The 16,887-nt window shown below is 67.1% G+C and carries 16 protein-coding genes; 5 read left to right on the forward strand and 11 right to left on the reverse strand.

Features of this window, described 5'->3' with window-relative positions; all coding sequences use genetic code 11:
• Positions 1–16: 16 nt before the first annotated feature.
• Positions 17–1,588, forward strand: a complete 1,572-nt coding sequence (locus Q5H94_RS04875) for a peptide chain release factor 3 (RefSeq protein ID WP_304560091.1) — start codon at positions 17–19, stop codon at positions 1,586–1,588.
• A gap of 247 nt (positions 1,589–1,835) precedes the next feature.
• Here the strand turns inward: Q5H94_RS04875 and Q5H94_RS04880 are convergent, their stop codons facing one another.
• The 5 genes from Q5H94_RS04880 to rpmF all read right to left on the reverse strand — a co-directional run bounded on the left by Q5H94_RS04880 (position 1,836) and on the right by rpmF (position 4,832).
• On the reverse strand, positions 1,836–2,189 hold the full coding sequence (locus Q5H94_RS04880) for a MerR family transcriptional regulator (RefSeq protein WP_304560092.1): 354 nt from the start codon (positions 2,187–2,189) through the stop codon (positions 1,836–1,838).
• Positions 2,189–2,488, reverse strand: a complete 300-nt coding sequence (locus Q5H94_RS04885) for an integration host factor subunit alpha (RefSeq protein ID WP_304560093.1) — start codon at positions 2,486–2,488, stop codon at positions 2,189–2,191. The genes Q5H94_RS04880 and Q5H94_RS04885 overlap by 1 nt, the downstream gene beginning before the upstream one ends.
• A 98-nt stretch (positions 2,489–2,586) precedes the next feature.
• On the reverse strand, positions 2,587–3,546 hold the full coding sequence (locus tag Q5H94_RS04890; protein WP_304560094.1) for a beta-ketoacyl-ACP synthase III: 960 nt from the start codon (positions 3,544–3,546) through the stop codon (positions 2,587–2,589).
• A gap of 52 nt (positions 3,547–3,598) precedes the next feature.
• Entirely contained in the window at positions 3,599–4,630 is a 1,032-nt protein-coding gene (gene plsX / locus Q5H94_RS04895) for a phosphate acyltransferase PlsX (protein ID WP_304560095.1), read from the reverse strand.
• Positions 4,631–4,652: 22 nt separating this feature from the next.
• Positions 4,653–4,832 (reverse strand): 50S ribosomal protein L32, encoded by a 180-nt coding sequence (gene rpmF, locus Q5H94_RS04900; protein WP_304560096.1) that lies wholly within the window; start codon positions 4,830–4,832, stop codon positions 4,653–4,655.
• Between the two features lie 194 nt (positions 4,833–5,026).
• Here rpmF and Q5H94_RS04905 point away from each other — a divergent pair, with 194 nt between their 5' ends.
• Entirely contained in the window at positions 5,027–5,449 is a 423-nt protein-coding gene (locus tag Q5H94_RS04905; protein WP_304560097.1) for an MAPEG family protein, read from the forward strand.
• Here Q5H94_RS04905 and Q5H94_RS04910 read toward each other — a convergent pair.
• Positions 5,446–6,114, reverse strand: a complete 669-nt coding sequence (locus tag Q5H94_RS04910; protein WP_304560098.1) for an MBL fold metallo-hydrolase — start codon at positions 6,112–6,114, stop codon at positions 5,446–5,448. The genes Q5H94_RS04905 and Q5H94_RS04910 overlap by 4 nt on opposite strands.
• 80 nt (positions 6,115–6,194) lie before the next feature.
• Between Q5H94_RS04910 and pabB the strand changes: the two genes are divergently transcribed.
• Together pabB and Q5H94_RS04920 are read left to right on the forward strand one after the other, a co-directional pair.
• The gene (pabB, locus tag Q5H94_RS04915) at positions 6,195–7,949 is read left to right on the forward strand and encodes an aminodeoxychorismate synthase component I (protein ID WP_304560173.1); all 1,755 of its coding nucleotides are present in this window, start codon (positions 6,195–6,197) and stop codon (positions 7,947–7,949) included.
• A gap of 49 nt (positions 7,950–7,998) precedes the next feature.
• Positions 7,999–9,198: a pyridoxal phosphate-dependent aminotransferase gene (locus tag Q5H94_RS04920; protein WP_304560099.1), complete on the forward strand. Its 1,200-nt coding sequence runs from the start codon at positions 7,999–8,001 to the stop codon at positions 9,196–9,198.
• Between the two features lie 264 nt (positions 9,199–9,462).
• On the opposite strand, the gene Q5H94_RS04925 is transcribed toward Q5H94_RS04920, so the two are convergent.
• Together Q5H94_RS04925 and murA are read right to left on the reverse strand one after the other, a co-directional pair.
• Positions 9,463–11,124, reverse strand: coding sequence for a formate--tetrahydrofolate ligase (locus Q5H94_RS04925; protein ID WP_304560100.1), 1,662 nt, complete (start codon positions 11,122–11,124; stop codon positions 9,463–9,465).
• Positions 11,125–11,295: 171 nt separating this feature from the next.
• Positions 11,296–12,579 carry a UDP-N-acetylglucosamine 1-carboxyvinyltransferase gene (gene murA / locus Q5H94_RS04930; RefSeq protein WP_304560101.1) on the reverse strand — a complete coding sequence of 428 codons (1,284 nt, stop codon included), beginning with the start codon at positions 12,577–12,579 and terminating at the stop codon, positions 11,296–11,298.
• Positions 12,580–12,777: 198 nt separating this feature from the next.
• On the opposite strand from murA, the gene Q5H94_RS04935 reads away from it, so the two are divergent.
• Positions 12,778–13,479 (forward strand): Crp/Fnr family transcriptional regulator, encoded by a 702-nt coding sequence (locus Q5H94_RS04935; RefSeq protein WP_304560102.1) that lies wholly within the window; start codon positions 12,778–12,780, stop codon positions 13,477–13,479.
• A 132-nt stretch (positions 13,480–13,611) separates the two neighbouring features.
• Here the strand turns inward: Q5H94_RS04935 and clpS are convergent, their stop codons facing one another.
• The 3 genes from clpS to Q5H94_RS04950 all read right to left on the reverse strand — a co-directional run bounded on the left by clpS (position 13,612) and on the right by Q5H94_RS04950 (position 16,864).
• Complete coding sequence (gene clpS / locus Q5H94_RS04940) at positions 13,612–13,944, reverse strand: ATP-dependent Clp protease adapter ClpS (RefSeq protein WP_304560174.1); 333 nt, start codon at positions 13,942–13,944, stop codon at positions 13,612–13,614.
• Between the two features lie 168 nt (positions 13,945–14,112).
• Positions 14,113–14,985, reverse strand: coding sequence for a phasin family protein (locus tag Q5H94_RS04945; RefSeq protein ID WP_304560103.1), 873 nt, complete (start codon positions 14,983–14,985; stop codon positions 14,113–14,115).
• 103 nt (positions 14,986–15,088) lie between these two features.
• Entirely contained in the window at positions 15,089–16,864 is a 1,776-nt protein-coding gene (locus tag Q5H94_RS04950; protein ID WP_431312136.1) for a PHA/PHB synthase family protein, read from the reverse strand.
• Positions 16,865–16,887: the final 23 nt, after the last annotated feature.

Consider the following 16,887-nt stretch of genomic DNA (forward strand, 5'->3'; position numbering starts at 1 on the left):
CCGCTAGAGCGCGGCGATGAACGCCATCTCTGACCGCCGCACCTTCGCGATCATTTCGCACCCGGATGCCGGCAAAACCACACTGACCGAGAAGCTCCTTTATTTCGGCGGCGCCATCCATCTCGCCGGCGAAGTGAAGGCGCGCGGCGCCAACCGGCGTGCCCGCTCAGACTGGATGAAGATCGAGCAGCAGCGCGGCATCTCGGTCACCTCCAGCGTGATGACCTTCGAGAAGGACGGCATCACCTTCAACCTGCTCGATACGCCGGGCCACGAGGATTTCTCGGAGGATACGTACCGCACGCTGACCGCGGTCGATTCGGCGGTGATGGTGATCGACGTCGCCAAAGGCATCGAGAGCCAGACGCGCAAGCTGTTCGAGGTCTGCCGCCTCAGGAACGTGCCGATCATCACCTTCGTCAACAAGGTCGATCGCGAGGGCCGCGAGGTGTTCGAGATCCTCGACGAGGTCGCCAACCTGCTCCAGCTCGACGTGACGCCGATGACGTGGCCGGTCGGCATGGGCAGCGATTTCGAGGGCGTGTTCGATCTCGTCAGCAACCGCCTGCTGCTGCCCGAGGGGCCGAGCCGCGACTACAAGGGCAAGGTCATCCAGACGACCGGGCTCGACGATCCGCAGCTCGACGCGATCCTGAAGCCCGCCAACCTCGCCAAGCTGCGCGAGGATGTCGAGCTGGCGGGCGTGGGCTATCCCGAATTCGATGCCGAGGCCTATCGCAACGGCGATCTGACGCCGGTCTATTTCGGCTCGGCGCTGAAGGAATTCGGCGTCGATTCGCTGATCGACGCGCTCGCCCGCCACGCCCCGCCGCCGCACGCGCTGCCGGCCGAGCCCGCGCCGGTCTCGCCCGATGCCAATCAGGTGACAGGCTTCGTGTTCAAGGTCCAGGCCAACATGGACCCCAATCACCGCGACCGTATCGCCTTCATGCGGCTGTGCTCGGGCGTTTTCAAACGCGGCATGAAGCTGACCCCGACTGGACACGGCAAGCCGATCGCGATCCATTCGCCGATCCTGTTCTTCGCTCAGCAGCGCGAACTGGCGGACGAGGCCTATCCGGGCGACATCATCGGCATCCCCAATCACGGCACCCTGCGAGTCGGCGATACGCTCAGCGAGCGTGCCGATGTGCGCTTCACCGGCCTCCCCAATTTCGCGCCGGAAATCCTACGCCGCGTCGCGCTGAAAGATCCGACCAAGACCAAGCAGTTGCGCAAGGCGCTCGACGACATGGCCGAGGAGGGCGTGACGCAGGTCTTCTACCCGGAGATCGGATCGAACTGGATCATCGGTGTCGTCGGCCAGCTTCAGCTCGAAGTGCTGCTCTCGCGGCTCGATGCGGAGTACAAGGTCGATGCCGGGCTGGAGATGGCTCCTTACGAGACCGCGCGCTGGGTGTCGGCAGACAACGTGGTCGATCTCAAGGCCTTCACCGATCTCAACCGTGGGGCGATGGCCAAGGACCGCGACGGCAACCCGGTGTTCATGGCGAAATCGGCGTGGGAAGTCGGCTACATCGCCGATCGCTACCCGAAGGTGAAATTCGCGGCGACGCGCGAACGTTGAGGCGGAGGCGCGCAAGCTGCGCACCGGTGCCGACAGGCATCGCCTCAACCGGCCGGCGGGTGGCGAGAGCCCGAACCCGGCCGACGGCTTTGCCGTCGGCGAAAACGAACCGGGCGGCCTCCAAAGGGGAGGTAGGAGCCGCCCGGCCCGACGTATTCCGTAAGTCTGGGGGCCTCGGAACTGGTCACGTATGTAGCCCGAATCGGGCCACCCAGCGACTCCGGTCGTTACCGACTCGGCGAACTACCTAGCCCGCCGCGTCGTTTGCCAATGCCTCGGCCAGCGTGTCTCGCACCGCGCGGATCGCCGCGATCTGGCGCTTTCCGCCGGCCGCCGCGGGCTTGCGCTCCTCGGACAGCGCCTTCTGCACGCCGCGGATCGTGTAGCCCTCGTGATTGAGCATCGTGTGGATGCGCATCACCAGCGCCACGTCCTCGGGTCGGTAATAGCGGCGCTTGCCGGCCCGCTGGAGCGGGCGCAACTGCGGGAAACGTGTCTCCCAATAGCGCAGGATATGTTGGGGCAGCCCCGATTCGCGCGAGAGCTCGCCGATCGTCCGAAACGCCCCAGCCGCCTTTTCAGGCGCGCCGGACGACGCCATCAATCGGCCCCGACGATACGGTCACGCATCATCTGGCTGGCGCGGAAGGTCAGCACGCGGCGGGGTGCGATCGGCACCTCGACGCCAGTCTTGGGATTGCGGCCGACGCGCTCGCCCTTGTCGCGCAGCACGAAGGTGCCGAAGCCGGAGATCTTGACGTTCTCGCCCTTCGACAAGGCGGAGCACATATGTTCGAGAACCTGTTCGACGAGCTTGGCCGAGTCCGCGCGCGACAGGCCGACCTGGTGGTGCAGCGCCTCCGCAAGATCCGCCCGTGTCAATGTACCCGCCGCAACCATCCTCATCCCCTTCCCCAAGGTGTCAGGTTCGCTGCGTATCACAATGAACTCGCACTGGGAAAGAGCTTGGTTACACTTTCGTAACGGTGTTCGGCGCGTCAGTAGCGGACGACCGCCGCACCCCAGGTGAAGCCGCCGCCCATCGCCTCGAGCACGAGCAGATCGCCACGCTTGATACGCCCGTCGCGCACCGCCGTGTCGAGCGCGAGCGGCACCGACGCGGCCGAGGTATTGGCGTGCTGATCGACCGTCACGACGACCTTTTCCGGCGCTAATCCGAGCTTTTTGGCCGTCGCCTCGAGGATGCGGGCATTGGCCTGGTGCGGTACCACCCAGTCGACGTCCTTGGCCTCCAGCCCCGCCAGCGTCAGCGCTTCGGTCAGCACCGTCGAGAGGTTGACGACGGCATGGCGGAAGACCTCGCGGCCCTTCATGCGCAGCTTGCCGACTGTCCCGGTCGTGGACACACCGCCATCGACGTAGAGCAATTCGTTGTGCCGCCCGTCGGCGTGCAGCTTGCTGGACAGGATGCCGCGCGACTCGGTCTCTTCCGCTTCCAGCACCACTGCACCCGCACCGTCGCCGAACAGCACGCAGGTGCCGCGATCCTCCCAGTCGAGGATGCGACTGAACGTCTCCGCGCCGATCACCAGCGCGCGCCTGGCGGCGCCGCTGCGGATCATGCCGTCGGCCACGTGCAGCGCGTAGAGGAAGCCGGAACACACGGCGGCGACATCGAACGCCACGCAATCATTGATGCCCAGCATCGCCTGCACCTTGGTCGCGCTCGACGGGAAGGTCTGGTCGGGCGTTGCAGTCGCCAGCACGATCAGGTCGATGTCCTGCGCCGACCGACCGGCTGCCGCCAGCGCGGCCTTGGCCGCATCGCGCCCGAGCGTCGCCGTCGTCTCGTCCGGCCCGGCAATATGGCGGAAGCGGATGCCGGTACGCTCGACGATCCATTCGTCGGTGGTGTCGACAGTCTCCGCGAGTTCGGCATTCGAAACCCGGCGCGCAGGAAGCGCGGAGCCGGTGCCGGTAATCACTGCGCGGATCATCTTCGTCCCTTCATACGGCCGCTCGCGCGGCCTTGGCCCTTCACGCGGCCGCTTACGCCGCCTTGGCCTCGAAATTGCCGAGGTCTTCGGCGATGCGCCGCGTCAGGTCGTCGCGCACCATCTTGGCGGCGGCGGCGATCGCGGTCGCCACTCCGATCTCGTTGGCGCTCCCGTGGCTCTTCAGCACCAGGCCGTTAAGCCCGAGAAAAACGGCGCCATTATGGTTGTTCGGGTCGAGATGGTCGCGCAGCAACTGCGTCGCCGGCCGCGAGATCAGGAAGCCGATCTTGGAGCGGATCGAGCTGGTGAAGGCGCGCCGCAGCAGGTCGGCGACGAAGCGCGCCGTGCCCTCGGCGGTCTTGAGCGCGATATTGCCCGAAAACCCGTCGCACACGATCACGTCGACATCGCCGCGCGACAGCCGGTCGCCCTCGATGAAACCCTTGAAGGTCATCGGCAGGTGCTTTGCGGCGCGTAAAGTAGCGGCGGCATCGCGAATCTCGTCGGTGCCCTTCTGGTCCTCGCTGCCGATGTTGAGCAGGGCGACGCGGGGACTTTCAAGTTCCAGGGTGGTGCGCGCATAGGCCGCTCCCATCACCGCGAACTGGACGAGGTTGCGCGCATCGCATTCGGCATTGGCGCCGAGATCAAGCACGACGACGTCGTTCTCGCCGAGCGTCGGCATCATCGCGGCGAGCGCGGGGCGGTCGATGCCCGGCATCATGCGCAGCGACAGCTTGGCCATCGCCATCAGCGCGCCCGTATTGCCCGAGGAGACGCAAGCCGAGGCGCGGCCCTGCTTCACCATGTCGATGGCAATGCCCATCGACGTCTTCTTGGCGCGGCGGATCGCCTGGCTCGGCTTCTCGCTCGATCCCACGACCTCGGGCGCGTGGACGATCTCCGACGCGGCGCTGAGGTTGGGATGATTCTTCAGGCCCTCGACAATGGCGGCCTCATCCCCGACGAGGATGAAGCGCATCTCCTCGAACCGGCGGCGCGCGCGCGCGACGCCGGCGAGCATCACTGCAAGCCCTTCGTCGCCGCCCATCGCATCGACGGCGATCCGGGAGCCGTTCGTCACATTAGCCCCCGTATTCTCAGGGTCAGCCTTCGACCGAGACGATCTCGCGGCCGTTGTAATGGCCGCACGACTCGCACAGGTTGTGCGGGCGCTTCAGCTCACCACAGTTCGGGCATTCCTGGAAGGACGCGACCGTGAGCGAATCGTGCGCACGGCGCATGCCGCGCTTGGACGGCGTAGTTTTGCGTTTTGGGACGGCCATTTCGGCGAAACCTTGTTCTGTCTAACGGGTACGACAGGCCCGGACCAATGGCCACGCGACCGACGAACGAGTCGGCCGCGGGTGGCACCAGCGGCCGGACGCATCGCGAAGCACCGCGCCTATAGCGATTTCGCGTCGCGTTGCAAGCATATCGGTGCGATGGATGCCCACGAAAACGACGGGAAAGGGTATATATGCTGCTGCCGATCACGCTGGCGACCGCCGGGGGCGCGGGACTCATCAACCTCTGGCTGGCGATTCGCACCGGCATGGTGCGACGGCCGGCGGGCGTGATGATCGGCGACGGCGGCAACGCGCTGCTGCAGGCGCGGATGCGCGCGCACGCCAATTTCGTCGAGTACGCGCCGTTCGTCCTGCTGCTGATCGCATTGATCGAATTCGCGGCGGGCAGTTCGACCTGGCTGTGGGTCGTCAGCGCGGTGTTCCTGCTCGGGCGGCTGGCGCACCCGCTGGGGATGGAGGCCAAGGGCGGCGGCGGGATCGGCCGGATGATCGGCTTCGCGACCACCGCGCTCATACTGCTCGGCCTGTCGCTCTACGCCGTGGCATTGCCCTTCACGGCGAGCGCCGCGCCGGTTGTCCTCACGCTCGGCTAGTCCGCAAGCGCGTCGTCGCTTACGAACATATTGGTCGCCCGCTCGCGCGCGAAGGTGCTCATCGGGCCGTGGCCCGGCACGAAGCGCGTATCGCCGCCGAGCGGCCAGAGCTTCCCCGTGATCGCGTCGATCAGATCCTGGTGATTGCCCATTGGAAAATCGGTGCGGCCGATGCTTCCTGCGAACAGCACGTCGCCGACGATCGCGAGCTGCGACGGCGCGTGGTGGAACACGACATGGCCGGGCGTGTGGCCGGGGCAGTGATAGGTGGCGAGCGTCAGATTGCCGACCGTCACCTGGTCGCCGTTCACCAGCCAGCGGTCGGGTTCGAACACCGTGCCGGGGATGCCGTACTTGCCGCCATCCTCGTCCAGTCGCGATATCCAGAAGCGGTCGGCCTCGTGCGGGCCCTCGATCGGCACGCCGAGTTCCTTGGCGAAAACGCCCGCCGCGCCGCAATGGTCGATATGGCCGTGCGTCACGAGAATCTTCTCGATCGTCACCCCGTGCTGCTGTGCCGCGTGGCGGAGCTGGTGGAGGTCGCCGCCGGGATCGACGAATGCGCCGCGCATCGTCTCGGTACACCAGAATAAAGTGCAATTCTGCTGGAGCGGCGTGACCGGCACGATCGTGGCGCGCAGCGGCGGATTGGGGGCATCGGACATGCCGCCGAGATAGAGGGCGCTCCACCCTGCGACAAGGCGCTTGCCCCGCGCGCCTTCCTCAAGGCATCTGTCGGGCGGTGATACCGGCGCGCGATCCCTTCGTCCTGCTCGACGATGCCCGACAGGGCAACGCACGCCTGTACCGCGATCCGGTGCGGATCGTGTCCGCCGCGACGCGCGCGGAGGTGCTGCCCGCGCTCGCGGCGATCCGCGCGGCGCAAGCGGAAGGCCTGCACGCGGCGGGCTTCCTCGCCTATGAGGCCGCCCCGGCGTTTGAACCCGCACTCGCCGATCCGCCCGCCATCGACCTGCCGCTCTTGTGGTTCGGTCTGTTCGAACGCTTCGAAGAGGTGGACCCGGCGGCGCTCCTCCCCGATCCCGCCGGCGCGTGGATCGGCGCGCCCCACCCCGCCATCACCCGCGCCGAATATGACGCCCGCCTCGCCCGCGTGTTCGATCTGATCGTCGCCGGCGACATCTACCAGGCCAACCTCACCTACCGTGCGACCGTGGCGTGGCAGGGCGATCCGCGCGCCGCCTATGCACAGCTCCGCGGCCGGGCGCAGGCGGGCCTCGGCGCGCTCGTCCATACCGGCGCGGACTGGCTGCTGTCGCTCTCGCCCGAACTTTTCTTCGCACTTGAGGGCGGGGCCCTCACCGCCCGCCCGATGAAGGGCACCGCGCGGCGCGGCAGCATCCCGTCCGAGGACGCGGCCCGCGCCGCAGGCCTCGCCGCCGATCCCAAGCAGCGCGCCGAGAACCTCATGATCGTCGATCTGATGCGCAACGATCTCGCCCGCGTCGCGGTCCCCGGCAGCGTCGCCGTGCCGTCGCTGTTCGAGATCGAGAGCTACCCGACCGTCCACCAGATGGTCTCGACCATCACCGCCGCGCTGGAGCCGGAGCGCGACGCTGTCGACGTCCTCGCCGCGCTGTTCCCCTGCGGCTCGATCACCGGCGCGCCGAAGGTTCGCGCGATGGAGGTGATCGCGGAGGTCGAACAGGGGCCCCGAGGCGTGTATACGGGGGCGATCGGGCGGATCGATGCAGGAGGCGATGCGAAGTTCAACGTGGCGATCCGCACCCTCCATCTCCGCGACGGCGACCCTGAGGCGCGCTTCGGCGCGGGCGGCGGCATCGTCGCCGATTCGAACGCGGCCGAGGAATGGGACGAGGCGCGCGCCAAGGGCGGCTTCGTCGCGACGCCCGGCCCAGGTTTCGACCTGATCGAGACGATGGGCTTCGATCCGCGCGAAGGCCTGCTGATGCTCGAACGTCACCTTGCGCGGATGAAGGTGAGCGCGGCGATGTTCGGCTTCGCCTTCGATCGTCACGCCACGCGCAACGAATTGCAGGCCGCGACCTTCCGGCTGCGCGAGCCGCGCCGCATCCGCCTGCTGCTGGCGAGGAGCGGCGCGGTCGCGATCGAGGTGACGCCGTGCCCGGCCGTGCCCGAGGGCCCCGTCGCGGTCGCGCTGGCACCGCTACCGGTCGCGGCGGCGGACTTTCGCCTGGGTCACAAGACCACCGACCGCGCCTTCTACGACCGCGCCCGCACCGATTCGGGGGCGTTCGAAGTGCTGTTCACCGACGCCGACGGCTTCCTCACCGAAGGCAGCTTCACCAACATCTTCGTGGCCTCCGGCGACACGCTCGTCACCCCGCCGTTGTCGCGCGGGCTGCTGCCCGGCGTGCTGCGCGCTGCGCTGATCGCGGAGGGCCGCGCGGTTGAGGGCGACCTTCGGCCCGAAGACCTCGACGAAGGATTCTTTCTCGGCAATGCGCTGCGGGGACTGTTTCCTGCGGTTGCGAAAGCGGCCCGCGCAAGTCTATAGCGCCCCCCGTCTTCACCGGCTCTTTCCCAACACAGGCGCACCCGAAACCATGCAACCCTCCGCCGCGCTCGCCCGCATCAAGCCTTCGCCGACGCTCGCGATCACCAGCCGCGTGCAGGAACTGCAGCGCGCCGGCGTCGACGTGATCGGCCTCGGCGCGGGCGAGCCCGATTTCGACACGCCCGATTTCATCAAGGAAGCCGGCATCAAGGCGATCCGCGACGGCAAGACGAAATATACCAACGTCGACGGCACGCCCGAGCTGAAGGACGCGATCGCGCTCAAGTACAAGCGCGACAACGGCCTCACCTACACGCGCGATCAGATCAGCGTGAACTCGGGCGGCAAGCACACGCTGTTCAACGCGATGGTCGCCACGCTCGACGCGGGCGACGAGGTGATCGTGCCCGCGCCGTACTGGGTCAGCTACCCCGACGTCGTCCTGTTCGCGGGCGGCACGCCGGTGTTCGTCGCGGCCGGCGCGAGCCAGAACTACAAGATCACGCCCGAGCAGCTCGAGGCGGCGATCACCCCGCGCACCAAGTGGGTGATCATCAACTCGCCGTCGAACCCGACCGGCGCGGCCTATAGCGAGGCCGAGCTGAAGGCGCTGGGCGCGGTGCTGGAACGCCATCCGCACGTCTGGATCTTCGCGGACGATATGTACGAGCATATCCTGTTCGACGATTTCAAATTCACCACCATCGCGCAGGTCTGCCCCGCGCTGTACGATCGCACGCTGACCGCCAACGGCTGTTCGAAGGCCTATGCGATGACCGGCTGGCGGATCGGCTTCGCGGGCGGTGCGCCGTGGCTGATCAAGGCGATGGCGAAGCTGCAGTCGCAATCGACCAGCAACCCCTGCTCGATCGCGCAGGCCGCGAGTGTCGCGGCGCTGACCGGCGATCAGGGCTTCCTCAAGGACAATGCCGCGCTGTTCCAGCGCCGCCGCGATCTGGTGGTCGGCATGCTCAACCAGGCGGAGGGCATGACCTGCCCGCTGCCCGAGGGCGCGTTCTACGTCTATCCCGAATTCAGCGCGCTGATCGGCAAGACCACGCCGTCGGGCAAGACGATCGCGACCGACGAGGATTTCGTCACCTATCTGCTCGACGACGCCAAGGTCGCGGCGGTGCAGGGCGCGGCGTTCGGCCTCTCCCCGGCGATGCGCATCAGCTACGCGACCTCGGACGAACTGCTGACCGAGGCCTGCACGCGCATCCAGACGGCGTGCGGGGCGCTTCGTTGACGCGCTAGAGTGATAGCTCGCTTGACAGATTGACACCTGAATCGAAAATGTAAGGCGCGATCGTTTCCATTTTTGATCCGATCGGACGCTTTGGCGAAGCCGGTGATGTCAAAGAGCAGCGTCTGGCAGTATCGCAGGATCGGGCAGTGTAGGACAGCGGCAATGCGGCGTGGCGAAGCCACGCCGTCGGTCCTCGTTAGTGCGAGGCCGGCCGGGCTTCGCGCCGAGACGCGGATTCGCTTCGGCTAATCCGCTGCGCGAAGCCTAGAACAGCCCCTCGATCTTTCCATCCGCGCCGAAGCGGATCGCCTCCGCCGCCGGCACGCGCGGCAGACCCGGCATCGTCATCAGGTCGCCGCAGATCGCCACGACGAAGCCCGCGCCCGCCGCGAGCCGCACTTCGCGGATCGGCACGACGTGGCCGACAGGTGCGCCGAGCAGGGCGGGGTCGGCGGAGAAGCTGTACTGCGTCTTGGCCATGCACACCGGCAGGTGGCCGAAGCCCGCCGCCTCCCACCGTGCGAGCTGCGCTACCACGGCGGGCGTCGCGGCTACGTCGTCGGCGCGGTAGATGCGCGTCGCGATCGTGCGCATCTTCTCCAGCAGCGGCAGGTCGTCGGCGTAGAGCGGGCGGAAATCTCCGCCTCCGCGTTCGATCCGCGCCACCACCGCCTCCGCCAGATCGACCGCGCCCGCGCCGCCATCGGCCCAGTGGCGGCAGAGCAGGGCCTGCGTGTCATGCGCCGCCGCAATGGCGCGCACCGCGTCGATCTCGGCCTCGCTGTCAGTGCCGAAATGGTTGATCGCGACCAGCACCGGCACGCCGAACTGGCGGACGTTCTCGATATGCCGCGCGAGGTTGACGCCGCCGCGCTGCACCGCCGCCACGTCCTCGCGCGCCAGATCGGCCTTGGCGACGCCGCCGTTCATCTTCAGCGCGCGCACCGTCGCGACGATGACGGCGGCGGCAGGCGTCAGGCCCGCCTGCCGGCACTTGATGTCGAAGAACTTCTCCGCGCCGAGGTCCGCGCCGAACCCGGCCTCCGTCACCACATAGTCGCCGAGCGCGAGCGCCGCCCGCGTCGCGATCACCGAGTTGCAGCCGTGCGCGATATTGGCGAACGGCCCGCCGTGCAGCAGCGCGGGATTGCCCTCCAGCGTCTGCACGAGATTGGGCTTGATCGCCTGGGCCAGCAGCACCGCCATCGCGCCGTCGGCCTTGAGGTCGCGCGCGGTGACGGGGCGGCGGTCGCGCGTCTCGGCGACGATGATGCGACCGAGCCGCTCTTCCAGATCGGCGGCGTCGGAGGCCAGGCACAGCACCGCCATCACTTCGGAGGCGACGGTGATGTCGAACCCGCTCTCGCGCGGGAAGCCGTTCGCGACGCCGCCGAGCGACTGGGTAATCGCGCGCAACGCGCGGTCGTTCATGTCGAGCACGCGCCGCCACGTCACGCGCCGCACGTCGATATCGAGCGCATTGCCCCAGTAGACGTGATTGTCGATCATCGCGGCGAGCAGATTGTGCGCCGACGTGATCGCATGGAAATCGCCGGTGAAGTGCAGGTTGATATCGACCATCGGCGCCACCTGCGCATGGCCGCCGCCGGTCGCCCCGCCCTTGGTGCCGAAGCACGGCCCCAGCGACGGTTCGCGCAGCGCCAGCACCGTCTTGCGCCCGATCCGGTTGAGCGCATCGGCCAGCCCGACCGAGGTGGTGGTCTTGCCCTCGCCGGCGGGCGTCGGGTTGATCGCGGTGACGAGGATCAGCTTGCCGGGGTCGCGCGGCGGCAGCACGGCGGGATCGAACTTCGCCTTGTCGCGGCCGTATGGTTCGGTCGCGTCCGCGCCGAGGCCGATCTTCGCGGCGACATCGGCGATGGGCAGGAGCGTCGCGGCACGGGAGATTTCGATGTCGGTGGGCATTCGTTTTCCTATTCCCCAACCGTCACCCCGGCCCCTTCGGCTGGCTGGCTAAGCCAGCCGCTCAGGACAGGCTTGAGCCGGGGCCCATGGTGCCGCGAACGCATCGCTTGATCCTCTAGCCGGCACGTTTGCCGATGCATGGGTCCCGGCTCAAGGCCGGGATGACGGAAATCAGCCGTCCCCGGCGCGCTCGATATCCGCGCCGACCGCCTGCAGCTTCTCCTCCAGCCGCTCATAGCCACGGTCGAGGTGATACACCCGCGCGACCTGCGTCTCGCCCTCCGCCGCCAGCCCCGCGAGGATCAGGCTCATCGACGCGCGCAGGTCGGTCGCCATCACCGGCGCGCCGTTGAGCTTGGCGACGCCGCGCACCACCGCCGTGCGGCCGCTGACATGGATGTCCGCCCCCATCCGCGCGAGCTCGGGCACGTGCATGTAGCGGTTCTCGAAGATCGTCTCGGTCAGCACGCTCGCACCCTCGGCCAGCGTCAGCATCGCCATGAACTGCGCCTGCATGTCGGTCGCGAAGCCGGGGAAGGGCGCGGTCGCCAGCGTCAGCGGCTTGAGCGGGCCGGGCGCATTGACGCGCAGCACGTCGCCCTTCTCCTCCACCTCGACGCCCGCCTGGACCAGCGCGGTAATCGTCGCGCGCATATCCTCGATATCGACGCCCGCCAGCTCCAGATCGCCGCCGGTGATCGCGGCTGCGCAGGCATAGCTGCCCGCCTCGATCCGGTCGGGCATCACCGCGTAGGTCGCGCCGTGCAGCCGCTCGACGCCGGTGATGATCAGCGTCTCGGTGCCGATGCCGCTGATCTTAGCCCCCATCGCGACGAGGCAGTTGCACAGATCGACGATTTCGGGCTCCCGCGCGGCATTGCCGATCCGCGATACGCCGCGTGCCGTCACCGCCGCCATCACGACATTCTCGGTCGCGCCGACCGAGACGATCGGAAAGACATAATCGCCGCCCGGCAGCCGCCCGCCCGGCGCGGTCGCCTTGACGTAGCCCGCCGCGAGCTCGATCTCCGCACCGATCGCCTCCATCGCCTTGAGGTGGAGGTCGATCGGGCGGTTGCCGATCGCGCAGCCGCCGGGCAGCGACACCACCGCCTCGCCGCCGCGCCCGACCAGCGGGCCGAGCACGAGGATCGACGCGCGCATTTTCCGCACGATGTCGTAGGGCGCTTCCGTCGACGTGAGCTTGCCGGCGCGGATCGTCATCACCCGCCCGAAATCCTCGGGCCGCGCGCCCTCGATCTGCGTCGATGCGCCGAGCTGGTTGAGCAGATGCCCGAAGCTGTCGACATCGGCGAGGCGCGGCAGGTTGCGCAGCGTCAGCGGCTCCTCGGTCAGCAAGGCGCAGGGCATCAGCGTCAGCGCCGCGTTCTTGGCCCCCGAAATGGGCAGGCGGCCGGACAGGCGCTTGCCGCCGCGAATGATGATGCGATCCATCCCCGCGCTTCTATCGCCTCCCCCCATCCACGCAAGACATGCAGGCGAAACGCACGGATATGGCCGTGATGGTCACATCAGCGTCATATCGCTTGATCGACTTTAATGCGCTGATTTCCCAGCACTGCTTTGGGTGGTGAAGGGTTGGGGGGAAATCACCGAGTGTCAGGGAGTTGCTTCGCCGAACGATTGAGCGACATGGTAGCACTGACCGAAACCGAACACCGGGCGCTGGCGCGTCTGGAGGAGCGGGAGCGGCATTTCCGCCGTGGTGCCACGTTGCAGCGCGAGAACGATCGTACCGGCGAACTGTTCGTGCTGCGCAAGGGCGTGGTGATGAGCAGCGTGCTGCTCGACGACGGCAGCCGCCAGATCCTGCGCTTCCATTTCCCCGGCGATCTGCTCGCGGTGTCGAGCCTGATCTACAACGAAGCGCCCGAGACGATCACGGCGCTGTCCGACTGCACCGTCTGCCCGTTCGAGCGACCGACGTTCAGCGCGCTGATGATCGAACATCCGCGCATCGCCGCGCTCGTCCTCGTCTACAACCAGATCGAGCGTGTCGCGCTTACCGACCGGCTGGCGGCGCTGGGGCGCACATCGGCCAAGGCGCGCGTCGCGGCGGTGCTGATCGAGATGCGCAACCGTATGCGGATGCTCGACAAGCGCATCGGCGACAGCTTCGTGCTCGGCCTCACGCAGGAGGAGATCGGCGACGCGACGGGGCTTACCGCGGTCCACGTCAACCGCATGCTCCGCCAGCTCGAGGACGAGGGCATGATCGCGCGCGAGGCGGGGCGGATGCGCCTGCTCAACGAACCGGCGCTGGCGCGCGCGGCGAACTTCGTCGATCGCTACAAGGGGCTCGACCTGAGCTGGCTGCCCGCGTCGCGGGGGTGAGGGAAAGGCAGAGTATCGCCGTTATCCTTGGTGGGCTGACTTTCTCCCCTCCTTGAAAGGGAGCTGAGTCCGCTTCGACCCAAACAGCGTCGTTAGCAATTCGCCACCGCATCGCTACCGGCGATCCGGCCCTTACGCCTTCTCCAGCATGCACTGCAGCGGGTGCTGGTTCTGCCGGGCGAAGTCGATCACCTGGCTCACCTTGGTCTCGGCGACCTCGTAGCTGAACACGCCGCATACGCCGACGCCCTTCTGGTGGACGTGGAGCATCACGCGAGTCGCGGCCTCCATGTCCATGCGGAAGAAACGCTGCAGGACGAGCACGACGAATTCCATCGGCGTGTAATCGTCGTTGAGCAGCAGGACGCGGTACGGCGTCGGCTGCTTGGTCTTGGCGCGGGTGCGCGTAGCGACGCCCAGGCCATTGCCTTCGTCGTCACCCTCGCCGTCGCGGCGCTCGGCCATCGCCTGAATGTCTTTACCGTCGATCATGAGATGAAGAAAATATGGCATTGCCGGGGCCTAGGGCAAGGGGCGTTCAAGCGTTCACCCTGATTTTTCGTGCGGGACGGGGGCAACGAAAAAGGGCGGCCCCGGCGGGACCGCCCTTCTTGCGTAGCGTGGAAGCGCGGATCAGGCCGCGAGCTTCACCTTCTCGGCGGCGAGCGAGACGCGGTTCGAGATCGGCTGCGCGACCTCGCCGGCCAGCTTCAGCATGGCTTCGGTGGTCTTCGACGACTCGGCGACGAGCGCGTCGAACGACGAGCGCAGATAATCGCTCTGCAGCTTGAACAGCTCGGTCGGCGACTTCACCGATGCGAAGCTCTTGGCGATCGCGGTCGCGCCTTCGAACTGCTTGCGGGTATATTCCGCGGCGTCCTGACCGAGCGTCTCGAGGCCCTTGGCCGCGATCTTGCCCGATTCGACGACGGCTTCGAGGTTGCCCTTGCTGAACTCGTTCATCTCTTCGAACAGCTTGGTGCTCTTCTCGAACGCAGCCTTGGCGCGCTCATTGGCTTCGCCGAAGAAAGCCTGGGCCTTGTCGGTAGCGGCGGCGGTGTTGAACGTGGTTGCCATGATTGTCTTTTCCTTCTGCAGAGGCGCCGGAGGGGGCGTAGTTTCGGTGGGTTCGGGTTTCGTCTGGGGTGCGGCGGCGACCGGCGTGGGTGCCGGCTGGGGCTTGGGTTCGGGTTTCGCCACCGGCGGAGTCGCGATCGCGACGGGTGCAGGCGGCGTGACCGCGACGGGCTTGGGTGCGGGCTCGGGCGGCTTGGCCGCGACCTTGGCGACGGGCTTCGGCGCGACCGGCTTCGCCGCTACGGGCTTGGCGATGGCGGCCTTCAGCGCTTCGGCCTTCTTCTCGGGCGCGGGCGCAACCTTGGGCACTGCGATCTCGACGGGCTCGGCCTTCGCCAGCACAGGCGGGACGGCGGGCATCTCCACGGCCGGAGACGCCTTCACCGGCGGCTTGGCGGTGGATCCGGGTTTCGGGCCTTTGCTGGCCATGAAGACCTAACTCCTGCGACGTTGCTGCATCGCATATAGGAAAATGCTGCAGCAAATGCAAGAATTTTGTTGCGGCGCAACATAAGTGTCACCGGGGCCGGAATCAGCGCGTTCGGACGTAGCTTCCCGGTGCATCCTCCAGCGCGGAAAGTGTCCCGTTTCCAGGGACTCGCGCGCCGTCTGCTTGTACGCTCTCCGGATCCTGCTGTCGCAGCCATTCGACCCAATCGGGCCACCAGCTGCCGCGCGTCTCCTTCGCACCTGCGATAAAAGCGTCGAGGCTGTCGGTTTGTTCCGGGTTGACCCAGAATTGATATTTGCCGGACGTCGGCGGGTTGATGACGCCGGCGATATGGCCCGACCCGGCCAGGACGAAGCGCACCGGCCCGGCGAAATGCGATTGCAGCTTCCACACGCTCCTGGCCGGCGCGATATGATCTTCGCGGCCCGCCTGGATATAGGCCGGCGTCTTGATCCGCGTGAGGTCGATCGGCGTCCCGCAGACGCTGAGCGCGCCCGGCGTGGCCAGCAGATTGTCGCGGTAGAGATCGGTCAGATAGCTGAGGTGCCATTTGGCGGGCAGGTTGGTGGTGTCGCCGTTCCAGTGCAGCATGTCGAAGGGCAGATAATCCTGGCCGAGCAGGTAGTTCGACGTGACGTAGTTCCAGATCAGATCCCGCCCGCGCAGCAGGTTGAAGGTCGCCGCCATGTAGCGGCCGTCGAGAAAGCCGTCGGGCGTCAGCGTCTTGAACAAAGCGAGCTGTTCGTCGTCGACGAAGTGGAGCAGATCGCCCGCTTCGGTGAAATCGACCTGCGTCGTGAAGAAGGTGGCGCTGCGCACTGTGTCCGCCTCGCCTCGTTCGGCGAGCAGCGCCAGCGTCGCCGCCAGCGTGGTGCCCCCCACGCAATAGCCGACGGCATGGACGGCCGGCACGTCGAGCCCCGCCCGAATCGTGTCGATCGCGTCGAGCTGTGCGGCGACATAATCGTCCCACACGATGTCCTTCATGCTCGCATCGGCGGAGCGCCAGGAGACGACGAACACCGTCAGCCCCTGTTCGACCGCCCAGCGGATCAGGCTCTTCGCGGGATCGAGGTCGAGAATGTAGAAGCGGTTGATCCATGGCGGAAAGAACAGCACCGGCGTCGTCATCACGCTCGGCGTGGCGGGCGCATACTGGATCAGCTCGTAGAGCGGGGTGCGGTGGACGACCTTGCCCGGCGTCGTCGCCAGGTTGCGCCCGAGTTCGAACGCACCCGCCTCGGACTGCGTCATCTGTCCCTTGGACAGATCGGCGAGGATGTTCTGCAGGCCCTTGATCAGATTTTCGCCGCCGGTTTCGATCGTCTTTTCGAGGACGAGGGGATTGGTGGCCGGGAAGTTGGTTGGACTCATCGCATCGACGAAGCTGCGCGTGATGAAGCGGAGCTGCTCCTTCTGTTTGGGGTCCAGTCCCCCGGCGCCGGCGGGCAGCGCATCGACACCGCTGAGCAACTGATCGGAGATCAGGAAATAGCTGCGGCGGATCCAGTCGAACACCGGACTGTCGTGCCAGCGCGGATCCTTGAAACGGCGGTCGGCCGCTTGTTCGGGCCGCTCGGGAGCAGGCGCGAGCGCGGGATCGAGCAACCGTTTCCAGAGGTTCGCGCTCTCGCGCCAGAAGTCCTGCGTGCGACGGATCGTGTCGGGGTCGGTAAAACCGGGGATGGCGGGAAGCGCGCCGAAACCCGTCATGGTCTCGGACGGCTGCATCGCGCCGAAGCCGTGTTCGAGCATCAACTGCTGTGCCTGGCCGAGAATGCGCGTCCAGTGCTGCATCTCTTCCAGACTGGGAATCCCGGACCCTGGCGCGCCGCTGTTCGTGTCGCTCACTCGCATCCTTCCACGTCGCCGCCCGCGTC

This window comes from Sphingomonas immobilis, assembly GCF_030580995.1.
GTDB lineage: Bacteria > Pseudomonadota > Alphaproteobacteria > Sphingomonadales > Sphingomonadaceae > Sphingomonas > Sphingomonas immobilis.